The following is a 15,767-nucleotide window of genomic DNA, read 5'->3' on the forward strand; positions in this document are numbered from 1 at the left end:
CCCCGGCATCGGCGCCGGAACGCCCGTTCCACCGGCGCTTCCGGGCGATATGAAGTGATGCGCCGCACCATCCTTGCTCATCCCCGTCGATTCTCGCGCGCCAGGTCGGTGCATTCCAAAAACTCATGATGTGGTGAATATTTTTGGTTTTAACAATGGCACTTGCTGTCCTTATACTGCACCGTTCCAGACCCATCCCACTCCACTTTTCAAGGGAATCCCATGTCTTCTCCACGCATCTTCTCCACCTTGGGAGCCGACTTCTCGGCCTACGCCGGCAACGATCTGGTGATTCGCTCGCCGCGCGATGGCGAGATCATCGCGCAACTCAAGGCGCAGACGCCGGCCCACGCTGAAGCCGCCATCGCCGGTGCGCAACAAGCCTTCCTGGCCTGGCGCGAAGTGCCGGCGCCGGTGCGCGGCGAACTGGTGCGCGTGCTGGGTGAAGTGCTGCGCGAGCATCGCGATGAACTGGGTGCCCTGGTGACTCAGGAAGCCGGCAAGATCCTCTCCGAAGGCCTGGGCGAGGTGCAGGAAATGATCGATATCTGCGACTTCGCCGTCGGCCTGTCGCGCCAGCTGCATGGCCTGACCATCGCCTCCGAGCGGCCCGGCCACCGCATGATGGAAACCTGGCATCCGCTGGGCGTGGTGGGCGTGATCACCGCCTTCAACTTCCCGGTCGCGGTGTGGGCGTGGAACGCCGCGCTGGCACTGGTGTGCGGCAATGCCGTGGTGTGGAAACCTTCGGAAAAAACGCCTGTCACCGCCCTGGCCGTACAGGCGCTCTTTGCCAAGGCTGTGGCGCGTTTCTCGGCGCAGCGTCCGAACCTGGTGCCGGCGCAGCTGTGCGGCCTGCTCATCGGTGGTGCCGATCTGGGCGAAACCCTGTCGCGCTCGGCAGCCGTGCCGCTGGTGAGTGCCACCGGCAGTGTGCGCATGGGCCGCAAGGTCGCCACCGTCGTGGCCGAGCGCCTGGGTCGCAGCCTGCTGGAACTGGGCGGCAACAACGCCATGATCGTGGCGCCCTCGGCGGATCTGAGCCTGGCGCTGCGTGCCATCACCTTCTCGGCGGTGGGCACGGCCGGCCAGCGCTGCACCAGTCTGCGCCGCCTGTTCGTTCACAGCAGCATCCACGATCAGGTGGTGGCGCAGATCAAGCGCATCTACGCCAGCGTGAAGGTCGGTGATCCGTTGCAGGGCGACACCCTGGTCGGCCCGCTGATCGATCAGGCCGCCTTCGATGCGATGCAGGCGGCGCTCTCGCAGGCGCGTGCGCAGGGCGGTGAAGTCACCGGCGGCGAACGCGTGGACGTGATGGGCCAGCAATCGTGGTACGTGCGTCCGGCCCTGGTCACCATGCCGGGCCAGACCGCCATCATGCACCACGAGACCTTCGCGCCCATTCTCTACATCGTCAAGTACGATGAACTGAGCGAGGCCATCGCCATGAACAATGCCGTGCCGCAAGGCTTGTCCTCGGCCATCTTCACCAATGACATGCGCGAGGCCGAACTCTTCGTCTCGGCTACCGGCAGCGACTGCGGTCTGGCCAACGTCAACATCGGCACCAGCGGTGCGGAAATCGGCGGTGCCTTCGGCGGAGAAAAGGAAACCGGCGGGGGCCGCGAATCCGGTTCCGACGCCTGGAAGAACTACATGCGCCGCGCCACCAACACCATCAACTACAGCAAGACCCTGCCGCTGGCGCAGGGCGTGAAGTTCGACATCGACTGAGCGACGGCGAAGTCCACCGGCTCATTCCCCTGGAAACATGCAGCACCCCTGCCGGATCCCAGCTCCACCACAAGGGATCCGGCAGGGCATCCCACGACCCACGCCCGCGCAAGCGGGATCCACAACGGCAAACCGGCAAGGAGTGCAGTAATGAAGATGAAGACCCTGGCAGTCACCTGTGCAATCGCCGCGACCCTGCTCGCCACGGGCGCGCAGGCGCAGACCAAGACCATTTACGTCGGCATGAACGGCGGCACGATGGAAAAGAACTACACCGCCTCGATCTTCCCTGACTTCGAGAAGGCCAACAACGTCAAGGTGGTGGTGGTGCCCGGCACCTCTTCGGACATCATCGCCAAGATGCAGGCCCAGCGCGACAAGCCGCAGATGCACGTGGCCTTCCTCGATGACGGCATCATGTACCGCGCCATCAACATGAACCTGTGCGAGAAGGTCAAGGACGCCGCCGTGCTCAAGGACGTCTATCCCTTCGCGCGTCTGGCCAATGACCAGGCCGTGGCCATCGAGATGGGCGTGCTCGGCATCGGCTACAACAAGAAGCTGTTCGCCGAGAAGGGCTGGCCGGCACCGACCTCGTGGATGGATTTTGCCGATCCCAAGTACAAGCAGAAGGTGGTCTTCCAATCCATCTCCGCCAGCACCTTCGGTCTGTATGGCTTCATGATGTTCAACCGTCTGGTGGGCGGCACTGACAAGAACGTCGATCCCGGCTTCAAGAAATGGGGCAGCACCATCGGCCCCAACGTGATCGAATACCTCTCCAGCTCGGCCAAGATTTCCGAGATGGTGCAGACCAATGAAGCGGCCATCTTCCCTCTGACCGTGACCGGTATCGCCAATCTGAAGGACAAGGGCATCCCGGCCGAATTCGCCACCCCCAAGGAAGGCGGCGTGCTGCTCATGACCGGCGCCTGCCCGATCAAGGGCAACAGCGAGCCAGAACTGGCCCAGAAGCTGCTGGAATACCTGCTGACCCCGGCGGTACAGGCCAAGAGCATGGCACTGGCCAACTCCATTCCGGTCAACCGCAACGTGCCGTTGTCGGAGGCCGCGCAAGCCAAGCTGGGCAAGAGCGAAGTGCTGACCAGGAACCTCAACACCGTGGACTGGGACACCGTCAACGAAAAGCGCTCCGAGTGGAACAACCGCTGGAACCGCATGATCGAGCAATAAGCCCTTGTCGATCATGACCGCAGCCTATCGTTTCAGTCCGGCCTTCCAGTCGCCCCAGGGCTCGCCCATCCGGGAGCTGTTCAAGTACACGCAGCAAGCCGGCATGATCTCCTTTGCCGGCGGTTATCCGGCGCCGTCGCTGTTCGATACGCAAGGGCTGGCAAAGAGCGCCGCCACCCTGCTCGACAGCGCGGCTGCGGCCTGTCTGCAATATGGCGCCACCGAGGGCACGACGCAGCTGGCGCAGGTGCTCAGGGAGCTCACGCGCAAGCGCATCGGCGGTGCCGATCGGGGTGATCTGATCGTGACCACCGGTTCGCAGCAGGGTTTTGAGCTGTTGTTGCGCATCCTGCTGGAACCGGGCGATGGCGTGGTCATCGAGCGGCCCTGCTATCCGGCGGCGATCCAGGCCCTGCGCCTGGCCGGGGCCGAGCTGATGGAAATCCCCGGTGATGGCCAGGGCATGGATACCGGTGCGCTGGAAGCCATGCTGCTGGCGGGCGCCCGGCCCAAGCTGCTGTACCTGGTGCCGAGCTTTGCCAATCCGACCGGTGCCACCTTGCCGCTGGCACGGCGGCGCCACTTGCTGGCGCTGGCGGTGCGTTACCAGTTCATCGTGATCGAGGATGATCCCTACGGCCAGCTGCGCTTCTCCGGGCAGGCCGAACCGCCCCTGCTGCAGGTCGCGCATGAGATCGAAGGCGCGCGCGACTGGCTGGTCTACTTGTCCAGCCTGTCCAAGACCGTGGCACCGGGTTTGCGTATCGGGTGGATGTGTGGCCCCGGCGAGATCCTGCGTCGGGCCGTCATCGCCAAGCAGACCGGTGACCTGTGTACTGCGCCGTGGATGCAGATGGTCGCGGCGCGCTATCTGCAGGACGGTCATCTGGAGGAGCACCTGCCTCACATCATCGCCACCTATCGCGATCGTTGCGCGATCATGTTGTCGTCCCTGCGCGAAGCCTTCGGTGATGGCCTCTCGCTGATCGCGCCGGAAGGTGGCATGTTCATCTGGGCCAGCTGGCAGGATGGCACGGACGCCAGCGCGCTGTTGCAGGTGGCGGTGCGCCACAACGTGATGTACGTGCCCGGCAGCGCCTTCTACGCGACCCGGGCCGAGGCGGGCCACTGGCGGCTGTCCTTCGCCAACGCCCAACCCGCGGAGATCATCGAAGGTGTGGCCCGTCTGAAGCAGGCACGCAAGGAATGGATGCACATGCAGGCATGAATTTTCTGCATGCCTGGAAAGCGCCCCGTTGTGCAGCTTGTGCAACGGGGCGTTCTCTTTTCTGCCGTCATCCCATCGGCACAAGCTGTGCAGTCAGCTCATGGTCAGCGATAAAGAGTATGATGATTTATTTTTTAATCATATGAAGGTCGGCGCTCTTTCCGGAGCCAGCCGCCCATTGCCAGGCCGCCATGCTTCAATCCTTGCGCACCGTGCTCAATGACGCCGCCCCCGAACTGCGGAACAAGCTCATTGGCATCTATGCCTTCCTGATTTTCTTCAACGTTGCCGTCTGGATTGCGGCGTATCTGGCGTTCCGGCAGACGCCCCTGCTGCTTGGGACGGCGTTTCTGGCCTATGGTTTCGGGCTGCGGCACGCTGTGGATGCCGATCACATCGCCGCCATCGACAACGTGACCCGCAAGCTGATGCAGGATGGCAAGAAGCCGGTGGCCGTCGGCCTGATGTTTTCGCTGGGCCACTCGACGGTGGTCATTCTCGCCTGCCTGCTGCTGGCTCTGAGTGCGATGGCCCTGAAGACGCATATGGAAGCCTTCCATGAAATCGGCGGCATCATCGGGACGCTGGTCTCTGCCTTCTTCCTGCTGCTCATCGCGATGCTGAACCTGATCGTGCTCAGGTCCGTCTGGCGCAAATTCCGCGACCTGCGCAGTGGCAAACCTTACGTTGAGGAAGACGTTGATCTGCTGTTGGGCAATCGTGGCTTCATGGCGCGCATTTTCCGGCCCATGTTCAAGCTCATCACGCGCAGCTGGCACATGTATCCGCTGGGTTTCCTGTTCGGGCTGGGCTTCGATACCGCCACCGAAATTTCCCTGCTCGGCATCTCGGCGACCCAGACGGCCAATGGATTGCCGATCTGGACCATCCTGCTGTTCCCGCTGCTCTTTACGGCTGCCATGTCGCTGATCGACACCACCGACGGCATCCTGATGCTGGGCGCGTATGGCTGGGCCTTCGTCAAGCCTGTGCGCAAGCTCTACTACAACATGACCATCACCTTTGTCTCGGTGCTGGTAGCGGTACTGGTGGGCAGTATCGAAGTGCTGGGGCTGATGGCGGACAAGCTTGAATTGTCGGGTGCTTTCTGGGACTTCATCGGTCGGCTCAGCGACAGCTTCGGCGTGATCGGCTATCTCATCATCGGGCTCTTCGTGGCCGCCTGGCTGCTATCGCTGCTGATCTACAAGTGGCGGCGCTATGACGAACTGGATCTGCCGCCCGCATCGGATATCCGCTGAGCGCCTCCCTGAGCGCGCGTCAAGACTTCGGATGAAAATGAACGTGGCCATGCCCGTGGGTGGCACGCACGTATTTTTCCCTCTTCATCTCGACCGGCACGATGTGGACGTTCCCATGCCGCACGCCGGTTTGTGAAATGATCGCGTCGGCGCAGGCGCGTACTTCGTCCACGCGTCCCTTGAGGATCGTCGTCTCCAGACAATTGTCGTGATCCAGGTGGACGTGCTGGGAAGCGATGGCGACGTCGTGATGCTCATGCTGCAGCTGGGTCAGCCGGTTGGCCAGCATGCGCTCATGGTGGTCGTAGATGTAGCTGACGGTGGCCACGCACCAGCGCGACTTGCCCTCCTCCAGTTCAGTCTGTCCCAGTTCCTTGCGCACCAGGTCACGGAAGGCTTCGGAGCGGTTCGAATAGCCCTTGCTGTCCACGAACCTGTCGAACTCTGCCGCCAGGTCGTCATCGACCGAAATTGTCCAGCGCTGCATTGCCATTCCCCTAGAGTGATAGGCGGGATCATAACAATGCGGCGCCGCTGTGGTCAAAATGCGCGGGCATGCGTCCATGACGGATCGACTGTACCGCTCACGCTTGCTTGCCGTTCGGCCATGGCCGAGAATGACGGCGTCTCGCTGCGGTGATGCCAAAGAGCATTAAAGTCACTTTAATGCTGGCGTAGATCAAAACATCCACACTCTCCGGCGCTGGCGCAGCGACCGGCTGACTATACTGGCGCAAGGATGGCCACACGGCAACAGGCTGTGCGGCCATCTTGCTTTCATAGTCTTCAGGATGATGCGATGTTCAATCAACTCAAAGCCACCTTCAAGTATTTCAACGACGCTGTTCCCTTCAAGCTGGTGCCGGCCCTGATTGCCACGGCGGTACTGATCCTGCTGCTGCTCACCCCCTGTCCGGGCGGCCTGGAGCCCAAGGCCTGGGCGCTGGTGGCGATCTTCCTCACCACCATCGTGGCCATCATCCTCAAGGTCATGCCCATCGGCGTGATGGCGATGATGGCCATCGTCATCGTCTCGCTCTCGCAGGTCACCTCGACTTCCTCCAAGGGAGCGATTGCCGATGCGCTGGCCAGTTTTTCCAATCCGCTGATCTGGCTTATCGTGGTGGCCATCCTGATTTCGCGTGGTTTGAAGAAGACCGGGCTGGGGCGGCGTGTCGGGCTGATGTTCATCGCGCTGCTGGGCAAGCGCACGGTGGGCATCGGCTATGGCCTGGCGATTTGCGAACTGGTGCTGGCGCCCTTCACGCCCAGCAATACGGCGCGTGGCGGCGGCATCGTCCATCCCATCATGAAGTCGATTGCCAACGCCTTTGATTCCGATCCGGCCAAGGGCACGCAGAACAAGGTCGGCACCTACCTGGCGCTGGTCAACTATCACGCCAACCCGATCACCTCGGCCATGTTCCTCACCGCCACCGCACCCAATCCGCTGGTGGTCAACTACGTGGCCAAGGCCACCGGTCATGCGCTGCAACTCTCATGGACCACCTGGGCGCTGTGCATGCTCCTGCCCGGTCTGGTGTGTCTGCTGATCATGCCGATGGTGATCTACCTGCTCTCGCCGCCGGAATTGAAGTCCACGCCCAACGCGGTGGACTATGCCCGCAGCGAACTCGACAAGATGGGCAAGCTCGGGGCTGGCGAGAAGGTGATGCTGGGGACCTTTGCGTTGCTGCTGCTGCTGTGGGCCAACGTCCCGGCCATGCTGTTGGGGGCGGCCTTCACGCTTGATCCGACGGTGGTGGCGTTCGTTGGATTGTTCGTGCTCATCATCACAGGTACGATTGACTGGGATGATGTGCTCTCCGAAAAGAGCGCGTGGGATACGCTGGTCTGGTTCGGTGCCCTGGTGATGCTGGCCGAGCAGTTGAACAAGACCGGTGTGGTAGCGTGGTTCTCGGAAGGCATGAAGGCCGCCATCGTCGCCAGCGGCATGGGCTGGATGGCCGTGGCCGGCGTGCTGCTGCTGGTGTTCGTGCTGTCGCATTACTTCTTTGCCAGTACCACGGCACACATCAGCGCGATGATGCTGGCCTTTCTCACGGTGGGCGCGCAATTGCTGCCGCCGCAGTATGTGGAGCCCTTCATGCTGATGATGACCGCAGGATCGGGCGTGATGATGACGCTGACCCATTACGCTACCGGCACTTCGCCCATCATCTTCGGCAGCGGCTACGTCTCCATGGGCAAGTGGTGGGGCGTGGGTTTCGTGATGGCGGTGGTGGAATTGCTGGTGTTTGCGACGGTGGGGATGGCGTGGTGGAAGGTGTTGGGATTCTGGTAGGAGACCGACATTGATCCCGATCGGACCTCGTGGGGCGAAGCCGGAGCATTTGCGCCCCTCGGCAGAAACGGCTATTGTGTCGGGCTTCGCCAGCCAGCCTTGACGCTCAAGAAATGGACAACTCCACACGCTCGGAAAAATCGAGGCAGCTCATCATCCAAGCTGCACTCTCTGTGATCGCACGTGACGGGGCAAACAAGCTGACGATTGACGCCATTGCCAAAGAGGCCGGAATCAGCAAGGGCGGCGTCCTGCATCATTTCCGCACCAAGCAGGCTGTGCTGGTGGCGCTGTTGGACAACCAGCGTGTGCACTTCGGCCATTTCGCACGTGAGTTCCTGGACGGGGAGGGCAAGCATTCTTCCGAGCCTGCCCTGGCCATGCAGATTTCAGTTCTGCGTGAAGCCTCCAAACAGCCGCATTCGGTGGCCTTGGCCATTCTTGGTGCCATCAGCGAGCAACCCTCGCTCGTGGAGGGAGTCAAGATGACCGACGCCGAGCATGTTGCGGCCATCCGCAAAGAGGCCGCTGACCCTGACCTGGCGATTCTCCGGTGGACCGCTGCGCGCGGCTTGCTCTGGACCTCGCTCTTCAATATGTGCCCACTTTCCGAGCAGGAGCGGCAACGCTGCTTTGATCTCCTGCTCGATGAGTCGCGCTGGACAAAGAACTCTCCCCAACAATCCAAGCCACGCAAGCACTGAGTCGCCGGGTGCCGCTGGCACTTGCGTGGCATATCGGTCTCGTTCAAAATAAAAACCGTCCGGACGGTATGTAAACAGGCAATTCGGTGCTATAGTGATCTTGCGCTATGGCCATAGTGCAGCCGCCGTGCCCCATCCCCAGCCTGATCGGTGGCGATGGGTCGTTAACCTCTGGCTATCCTGGCAACTTCACGCCGCGCTGCGGACTTCGCTCATGCGATTGAGGCCAGGCCTGACATCACAAAGGAAATACATCATGCGTTCTTCCCATACGGTGAAGCGACTGTGCTTCGTTGCGCTTGTCTGCGCCATATTGACCGCGTGCGCGAGTTCGGATCCCGTGAAATACACGGGGATCGACTCGTCCAAGGTATTGACCGCCAATGAAGGAGACAGTACCGGTCGTGTCCCCTTTTCCTATTCGCAAGCTGTCGACTGGACGAGTTATGAGGCCGCGGTCCTGCCGCCGGTTACCATCTATCGGGGCGCTGATAATCAGTTCGGTAGCATGAGCGAGGAAGACAAGGCGACGCTGGCCAACTACATGCAACAGAAATTTGCCGAGGAGTTGCGCAGTCGCTTCAGCCTGAGCAATGCAGGCACGCGCAAGACATTGTTGATCAAGCTCACCCTGACCGGTGCGCAGACCAACACCGCCGTGATATCGACCTTTACCCGTTTCGACATTGGCGGCGGCCTCTACAACGCAGTCCAGAATGCGCGTGACCGGGAGGCCCTCGTCGGTGGTTCCATCATCTATTCGGTCGAGGTGTACGACGCCTCGGACAAGCGACTGCTCAAGGCCTACATCACCAAGCAGTATCCCAAGCCATGGGATATCGGGGCAAGTATGGGCGCTCTCAGTGCCTCCAAGGCAGGGATTGATAAAGGTGCGAAGGCACTGCTGGTCCAACTGCGTTAGCACGGCGACCTTTGACTATCCATGTGCAAGCGGGCGAAGCAGGTGAGTTCCTCGAGAGCATTGGCATGAAGGCAGACCTGCGATTGCCGTTGGTGTTTTCTGCGCTGTTCCTTCTCGTCGTCGGCAACATCTTCCCGATTGCCGACATGATGGTCGGGCGCGCAGTGGTCAGCGTCACGATGATCGAATGTCTGACGTTGACCAACTCCGCCGGATCTGGACCGGTGTATCTCATCATGCTGATCACCACCATTGTGTATCCATTGCTGGAGATGCTGTCGATGGCCCTCAGGTTGCTACGCGGTGCGCCGTCCAAAGCGATCTCCCGCTACCGGATTGTCCGCGTCTTCAACAGGATGCGGCCCTGCACGATGATCCAGATGTACATCATCGGAATGCTGGTGACCATCAGCCAGGTCAGCCTCATTGCATCCGTGGTGCCTGGCATCGCCCTGGCATCGCTGAGTATGCTGATCGTTCTTTTCGCTGCACTGCTGGTCAGCGACTCAAGTGACTTGTGGAGGTGAGATGGAGTATGGGCCAGATCGGCATCAGCACCACGCATTGGGTGCCCGCCGGATGAGCAAACTGCTTTGCCTGTTGATTGCGTTGCCAGTGGCCATTGGATTGGTCGCATGCAGCAGCACCGGCATGCGGTATCACACGCTGACCAACTATGTGAATGTCGACATGAAGAACTCGGGTCATATCACCAGTCGCGACAGTGATGCGCTGCTCATTGAGGTGCTACCGATCAGGACGGCGGAAGCGCTCAATACCTCACGCATCATGATTGGACACGGCGATGGAAGCATGACCCCGGCATCTGCCGACCGGTGGACGGCACCGCTTCCCGACGAACTGCGGGCGGCGATTTCCCTGGCGCTACAGCAGCGACTGGATGCAGTGGATCTGTATTACCAGAGCGATAAAGGAAAAGCCCGAAGGCTGCAGATTGCCGCAACGCTGAGCAAGTCTGATTTCAGCGGAGGCCGTCGTTTTTCCGGCATCGTCGAATGGGAGGTAAAAGCGATCCCGGAAGATGAGAGCATCGTCGGACGAACCAGTCTGAATCTGGATATTGTGGAAGGGGCCGAAGGCCAGGTCATCGCATTCCAGAAACTCTCCAGCAGTGTGGCCGCGGATGTGGCCGTCGCCGCAAGGGCAGTGGCTGCGATCTTGAAGTAATACCGGAGTCATCCTCACAGGCGGGATCGGCTTTGGGAGGTCTGCATCCCGATGTGACGGCAGATATCGTCGTCTCAGTGATGAGAGAGCTACAGGTGCACTGAAAATGGCAGCTTCCGGCAGGGGCTGCCATTTTTGATGTTGCTGCTCTACCTCGGCTTCGGGGACTCAGGTCAAGTCCAGCACAATCCGCCCATCAATCTTGCCCTCTTCCATGCGCGCAAAGATGGCATTGATATTGTCCAGCTTGTCCCAGGTAAAGTGCGCCGCCACCTTGCCCTCGGCAGCAAAGACCAGCGACTCTTCCAGGTCTTGGCGCGTTCCGACGATGGAGCCGCGCACGGTGATGCGCTTCAACACCGTATTGAACACCGGCAGGCTGATGTCTCCCGGTGGCAATCCAACCAGCGCCATCGTGCCGCGTGCGCGCAGGAATCCGAAGGCCTGTTCCATCGCCTTGGGCGACACCGCCGTCACCAGCGCACCATGCGCGCCACCGATGATGCGCTGGACTTCGGCCACCGCATTGTGGTCGCGGCCATCGACGGTGAGGTCCGCGCCCAGCTTCCTGGCCAGCGCCAGCTTGTCTTCGTGAATGTCGGCGGCGACCACGTGCATGCCCATGGCCTTGGCATATTGCACGGCCATGTGGCCCAGGCCGCCGATGCCGGAAATGACCACCCATTCACCGGGGCGCACCTCGGTTTCCTTCAAGCCCTTGTAGACGGTCACACCCGCGCACAGCACGGGGGCTGCCGGGCCGAAATCCAGTCCGGCAGGCAGGTGGCCGACGAAGTTGGGATCGGCCAGGCCGTATTCGGCAAAGCTGCCGTTGACGGAATAGCCGGTGTTCTGTTGTTCGGCACACAGGGTTTCCCAGCCGGTGCGGCAGGGTGAACAGCAGCCGCAGGCCGTATGCAGCCAGGGCACGCCGACGCGGTCGCCTTCCTTGACGTGCTTGACACCCGCACCCAGCGCGGCGACGTAGCCGGTGCCTTCGTGTCCGGGAATGAACGGGGGCGTGGGTTTGACGGGCCAGTCGCCATGGGCCGCGTGCAGGTCGGTATGGCACACGCCGCTGGCTTCGAACTTGACCAGGATCTGGCCCGGCCCCGGCGTGGGGACAGGCACTTGTTCAATCGACAGGGGCTTGCCGAATTCGCGGACGACGGCCGCTTTCATCATTTGCGTCATATGCACTCCTCGGGGGGATCAACGGGATGCCAGGGCAGGGCGGCGGCCTTGTGCTGCAATGGCCGACTGTTGTTCCTGCCTGCAAGCGTCAATATCCTCCGCGTGCCGCATGACGACAATCGATGATTGCGCATGGATTGATCCATGTCGCCCATCGTTGAAAAACAAGGGGAGTGCACCAGCGCATGCCCTTGCAGCATGCGCGCGCGGCCGGCTTACTTCGCGATCACCACTTCCACATCCGTCTCTGCCAGCAGGGTGGCCAGTTCCGGCGGTGGCGGGGCATCGGTGAAGAGCACGTCGATCTGCGACAGATGCGCCATCTTCACCAGCGCCTGTCGTCCGAACTTGCTGGCATCGGCCACCAGCCAGACCTGGCGCGACTGTTCGATGATGGTCTGCGCCACCTTGACTTCACGGGCATCGAAATCGCGCAACACGCCATCCATCTCGATGCTGGAGATGCCGATGATGCCGATGTCCACCTTGAACTGGCGGATGAAATCGATGGTGGCTTCGCCGACGATGCCGCGATCGCGCGCGCGCACCACGCCACCGGCAATGATGACCTCCAGCGCCGGATTGCTGGCCAGCGAATTGGCCACGTTCAGGTTGTTGGTCACCACGTGCAGGTTCTTGTGCTGCTGCAGGGCGCGCGCCACCTCCTCGGTGGTGGTGCCCAGATTGAGGATCAGCGAACAGCCGTCCGGCACCCGCGCGGCCACCGTGCGGCCGATGCGGCGCTTGGCCTCGGCGTGCATGACCTGGCGTTCGGGATAGGCAATGTTCTCGGTCGAGGACAGCAGGCCTACACCGCCGTGATAACGCGCCAGCAAGCTGGCATCGACCATCGCCTTGACGTCGCGGCGCACGGTCTGGGTGGTCACGTTCAGTTGCTGCGCCAGCTCTTCCACCGAGATGGTGCCGTGCTTGCGAACGCATTCCAGCAGCGTCTGTTGCCTGGGATTGAGCATGGAAAGAGTCGAATTCCGTTGATTTTTGGGAAACAATTTTGATCGGATATGAACATTAAAAAACATAAACGAACATAAAACAACAAATAATTGTTGATTTACTTTCGGGATGTCGCTTATCTTACGGTCCATGGCAACTCCCGGGAAAGTGTGAGTTTGCCGGGCAGCTGTTGCACGCAAACACAGCGGACCGCTGAGACGGCAATACGGTGACCGCACACAAGCAATACAGCCCCCGAAAAGCAGCAACACGGCACCAATACAGTCGCAATACCGCAGCAATACAGTTGCAACCCGGAAACAATACGGTGTCGCTGCGGCATTCAAGACAGTTTCAATACGGCATCAATACGGAACCAACACGGAGAAGCGGCGAATGACGCTCGAATATGATCTCTTGGTGGTAGGCGGCGGCATCAATGGCGCGGGCATCGCGCGCGATGCAGCCGGTCGCGGCCTGCGCGTGCTGCTGTGCGAACAGCATGACCTGGCTCAGCACACCTCCTCGGCCAGCACCAAGCTCATCCATGGCGGCTTGCGCTACCTCGAATACTACGAATTCAAGCTGGTACGCAAGGCATTGCAGGAACGCGAAGTCCTGCTGCGCTCGGCACCGCATATCATCTGGCCGCTGCGCTTCGTCATGCCGCATGATGCCAACCAGCGTCCGGCCTGGATGATCCGTGCCGGCCTGTTCATGTATGACTACCTCGCCAAGCGCGAGATCCTGCCCGCCTCCGAAGGCGCCAATCTGACCCGTCACGCTGCCGGTAAGCCTCTCAAGGGCGACTACCGTCGTGGCTTCGTCTATTCCGATGGCTGGGTCGACGATGCCCGTCTGGTGGTGTTGAACGCGATGGACGCCCAGGAACACGGCGCCCGCATTCTCACCCGCACCAAGTGCATCAGTGCCCGTCGCGAAGGCGAGATCTGGCATGCCGTGCTGGAGCATCAGCATGCAGGCGGCGTGCAACAGGAAGAAGTGCGTGCCCGCGCCATCGTCAACGCCGCCGGCCCCTGGGCTGCGCGGTTTGCGCAGGCCGTGCCGCAGGCCAAGACCGGCCGCAGCCTGCGCCTGATCAAGGGCAGCCACATCGTGGTCAAGCGCCTGTTCGATCACCCCTACGCCTATATCTTCCAGAATCCGGACAAGCGCATCATCTTCGCCATCCCCTATCAGGAAGAATTCACCCTCATCGGCACCACCGACCTCGAATACCACGGCGACGCCGGCAAGGTCGAGATCGATGCCGCCGAGATCGATTACCTCTGCGAGATGGCCAACCGCTACTTCAAGCGTCAGATCGGCCGGGATGACGTGGTCTGGACCTACTCTGGCGTGCGTCCGCTGCTGGATGACAGCGCCGAGAATGCCTCGGCCATCACGCGCGACTACCTGCTCGAATGCGACGATGCCGGCGCCCCCATGTTGAACGTCTGGGGCGGCAAGATCACCACCTATCGCAAGCTGGCCGAGGAAGCCCTGTCCATGCTGGCCCCGCACCTGGGTGCATCGAGCCAGCCGTGGACGGCCGGTGCGCCGCTGCCCGGCGGTGACCTGGAGCAACCCGGCAAGATGGTGGCGCGTTATGACTTCGAGGCGTATCTGCGCAAGGTCCAGGCGCGCCATCCCTGGCTGCCGGCCGACCTGGCCCATCGCTATGCGCGCAGTTACGGATCGCGCGTGGAGCGCATCATCGGCCAGGCCGACAGCCTGGCCGCCCTGGGCGAAGAACTGACACCGGGCCTCTACGAGGCCGAGGCGCGTTACCTGGTGCAACACGAATGGGCGCGCGGGGTGGACGACATCCTGTGGCGCCGGAGCAAGCTGGGCCTGCACGCCAGTGCCCAGCACCGGGCCCGGCTGGAGGCGTGGCTGGCCAGTCTGCCAGACCCGGCCCAGCCGTAAGCCAGGTCGCCGCACACCATTCATCAAAAAAATGTAGCGAGGAGACAGCGTGACCCTGGAACTGAAACAAGTGGCCAAGACGGTCGGTGCCGAAACGCACCTGTACCCGATGGACCTGAACCTGGCCAAAGGTGGCATCAACGTTTTGCTGGGGCCGACCCAGGCCGGCAAGACCTCACTGATGCGCATCATCGCCGGGCTCGACAAGCCCACCGCAGGTCGCGTGCTGGTCGATGGCCAGGACGTCACCGGTGTGAGCGTGCGCGAGCGCAACCTGGCGATGGTGTATCAGCAATTCATCAATTATCCCGGCCTGACGGTGTTCGAGAACATCGCCGCGCCGCTGCGTCTGCAGAAGCAGCCGGAGCAGGAGATCACCAAGCGCGTCAAGGAGATCGCCGACAAGTTGCACATCGCGCATCTGCTGCAACGCCTGCCGCTGGAACTCTCCGGTGGCCAGCAGCAGCGTTGCGCGCTGGCGCGGGCGCTCATCAAGCGCGCGCCGCTGGTGCTGCTGGATGAACCGCTGGTCAACCTCGACTACAAGCTGCGCGAGGAATTGCGCAGCGAGCTGATTTCGCTCTTCACCACCGGCGACACCACCGTGGTCTACGCCACCACCGAGCCACAGGAAGCGCTGCTGCTGGGCGGGCATACCGCCGTGATGCACGAGGGCCGCCTGCTGCAGTTCGGACCGACCCTGGAGCTGTTCAACAGCCCCGCTTCCACGCGGGTGGCGGCGATCTTCAATGACCCACCGATGAACCTGCTCGATGCCACGGCCATCTCCACCGGTGAAGGCAAGGCTGCGATCCGCATGAGCGATGGCAGCGTGCTGGAAATTGCCGGACGCCAGTTGTCCCTCCCCGAAGGCCAGCCCTGCAAGCTGGGCATCCGTTGCAATGACGTGCGCCTGGAGGCGCTCAACGCACCGGGCGTGAGTCTGGGTTGCCGCGTCACCCTGGCCGAACTCTCCGGTTCCGAAACTTACCTGCACCTGCGCCATGGTGATGTCCCGCTGGTGGCGCAGCTGTCGGGCGTGCATGAAGTGGCCATCGGCAGCACGGTGCAAGTGAGCATCGCCGCGACCAAGGCCTTCCTGTTCGATACACAGGGTCGCCTGCTGAGCGCCCCGCTGGAGACTCGCTGA

14 protein-coding genes are annotated in these 15,767 nt (G+C 61.7%); 11 read left to right on the forward strand and 3 right to left on the reverse strand.

Annotation, left to right across the window (positions count from 1 at the left end; all coding sequences use genetic code 11):
• The first annotated feature begins 222 nt into the window (after nt 1-222).
• The 4 genes from amaB to HWE01_RS14830 all read left to right on the forward strand — a co-directional run bounded on the left by amaB (nt 223) and on the right by HWE01_RS14830 (nt 5,421).
• Nucleotides 223-1,737 carry an L-piperidine-6-carboxylate dehydrogenase gene (gene amaB / locus HWE01_RS14815; RefSeq protein WP_241822207.1) on the forward strand — a complete coding sequence of 505 codons (1,515 nt, stop codon included), beginning with the start codon at nt 223-225 and terminating at the stop codon, nt 1,735-1,737.
• Between the two features lie 156 nt (nt 1,738-1,893).
• On the forward strand, nt 1,894-2,931 hold the full coding sequence (locus HWE01_RS14820) for an ABC transporter substrate-binding protein (RefSeq protein WP_369770070.1): 1,038 nt from the start codon (nt 1,894-1,896) through the stop codon (nt 2,929-2,931).
• A gap of 13 nt (nt 2,932-2,944) precedes the next feature.
• Nucleotides 2,945-4,159, forward strand: a complete 1,215-nt coding sequence (locus HWE01_RS14825; RefSeq protein WP_241822272.1) for an aminotransferase-like domain-containing protein — start codon at nt 2,945-2,947, stop codon at nt 4,157-4,159.
• Nucleotides 4,160-4,350: 191 nt separating this feature from the next.
• Nucleotides 4,351-5,421 carry a HoxN/HupN/NixA family nickel/cobalt transporter gene (locus HWE01_RS14830; protein WP_175342716.1) on the forward strand — a complete coding sequence of 357 codons (1,071 nt, stop codon included), beginning with the start codon at nt 4,351-4,353 and terminating at the stop codon, nt 5,419-5,421.
• 19 nt (nt 5,422-5,440) lie between these two features.
• Here HWE01_RS14830 and nikR read toward each other — a convergent pair whose 3' ends face one another.
• On the reverse strand, nt 5,441-5,908 hold the full coding sequence (gene nikR / locus HWE01_RS14835; protein ID WP_008325869.1) for a nickel-responsive transcriptional regulator NikR: 468 nt from the start codon (nt 5,906-5,908) through the stop codon (nt 5,441-5,443).
• 312 nt (nt 5,909-6,220) lie between these two features.
• Between nikR and HWE01_RS14840 the strand changes: the two genes are divergently transcribed.
• The 5 genes from HWE01_RS14840 to HWE01_RS14860 all read left to right on the forward strand — a co-directional run bounded on the left by HWE01_RS14840 (nt 6,221) and on the right by HWE01_RS14860 (nt 10,540).
• A complete protein-coding gene (locus HWE01_RS14840) occupies nt 6,221-7,726 on the forward strand; it encodes a DASS family sodium-coupled anion symporter (protein ID WP_241822208.1) in 1,506 nt (501 codons plus the stop codon).
• A gap of 113 nt (nt 7,727-7,839) precedes the next feature.
• Complete coding sequence (locus HWE01_RS14845; RefSeq protein WP_241822209.1) at nt 7,840-8,430, forward strand: TetR/AcrR family transcriptional regulator; 591 nt, start codon at nt 7,840-7,842, stop codon at nt 8,428-8,430.
• Between the two features lie 256 nt (nt 8,431-8,686).
• A complete protein-coding gene (locus HWE01_RS14850; protein ID WP_241822210.1) occupies nt 8,687-9,352 on the forward strand; it encodes a DUF3313 domain-containing protein in 666 nt (221 codons plus the stop codon).
• Nucleotides 9,353-9,417: 65 nt separating this feature from the next.
• Nucleotides 9,418-9,879: a paraquat-inducible protein A gene (locus HWE01_RS14855; RefSeq protein WP_241822211.1), complete on the forward strand. Its 462-nt coding sequence runs from the start codon at nt 9,418-9,420 to the stop codon at nt 9,877-9,879.
• Nucleotides 9,880-9,931: 52 nt separating this feature from the next.
• Nucleotides 9,932-10,540, forward strand: coding sequence for a PqiC family protein (locus HWE01_RS14860; protein WP_241822212.1), 609 nt, complete (start codon nt 9,932-9,934; stop codon nt 10,538-10,540).
• Between the two features lie 168 nt (nt 10,541-10,708).
• Here HWE01_RS14860 and adhP read toward each other — a convergent pair whose 3' ends face one another.
• Nucleotides 10,709-11,734: an alcohol dehydrogenase AdhP gene (gene adhP, locus HWE01_RS14865; RefSeq protein WP_241822213.1), complete on the reverse strand. Its 1,026-nt coding sequence runs from the start codon at nt 11,732-11,734 to the stop codon at nt 10,709-10,711.
• A gap of 215 nt (nt 11,735-11,949) precedes the next feature.
• Nucleotides 11,950-12,708: a DeoR/GlpR family DNA-binding transcription regulator gene (locus HWE01_RS14870; RefSeq protein ID WP_175342721.1), complete on the reverse strand. Its 759-nt coding sequence runs from the start codon at nt 12,706-12,708 to the stop codon at nt 11,950-11,952.
• A 376-nt stretch (nt 12,709-13,084) separates the two neighbouring features.
• Here HWE01_RS14870 and glpD point away from each other — a divergent pair, with 376 nt between their 5' ends.
• Together glpD and HWE01_RS14880 are read left to right on the forward strand one after the other, a co-directional pair.
• A complete protein-coding gene (gene glpD / locus HWE01_RS14875; RefSeq protein ID WP_241822214.1) occupies nt 13,085-14,617 on the forward strand; it encodes a glycerol-3-phosphate dehydrogenase in 1,533 nt (510 codons plus the stop codon).
• Between the two features lie 49 nt (nt 14,618-14,666).
• The gene (locus HWE01_RS14880) at nt 14,667-15,767 is read left to right on the forward strand and encodes an ABC transporter ATP-binding protein (RefSeq protein WP_241822215.1); all 1,101 of its coding nucleotides are present in this window, start codon (nt 14,667-14,669) and stop codon (nt 15,765-15,767) included.

Origin of the sequence: Herbaspirillum sp. C7C8, assembly GCF_022627875.1 — a bacterium.
In the GTDB taxonomy this organism is placed as follows: Bacteria; Pseudomonadota; Gammaproteobacteria; order Burkholderiales; family Burkholderiaceae_D; genus Herbaspirillum.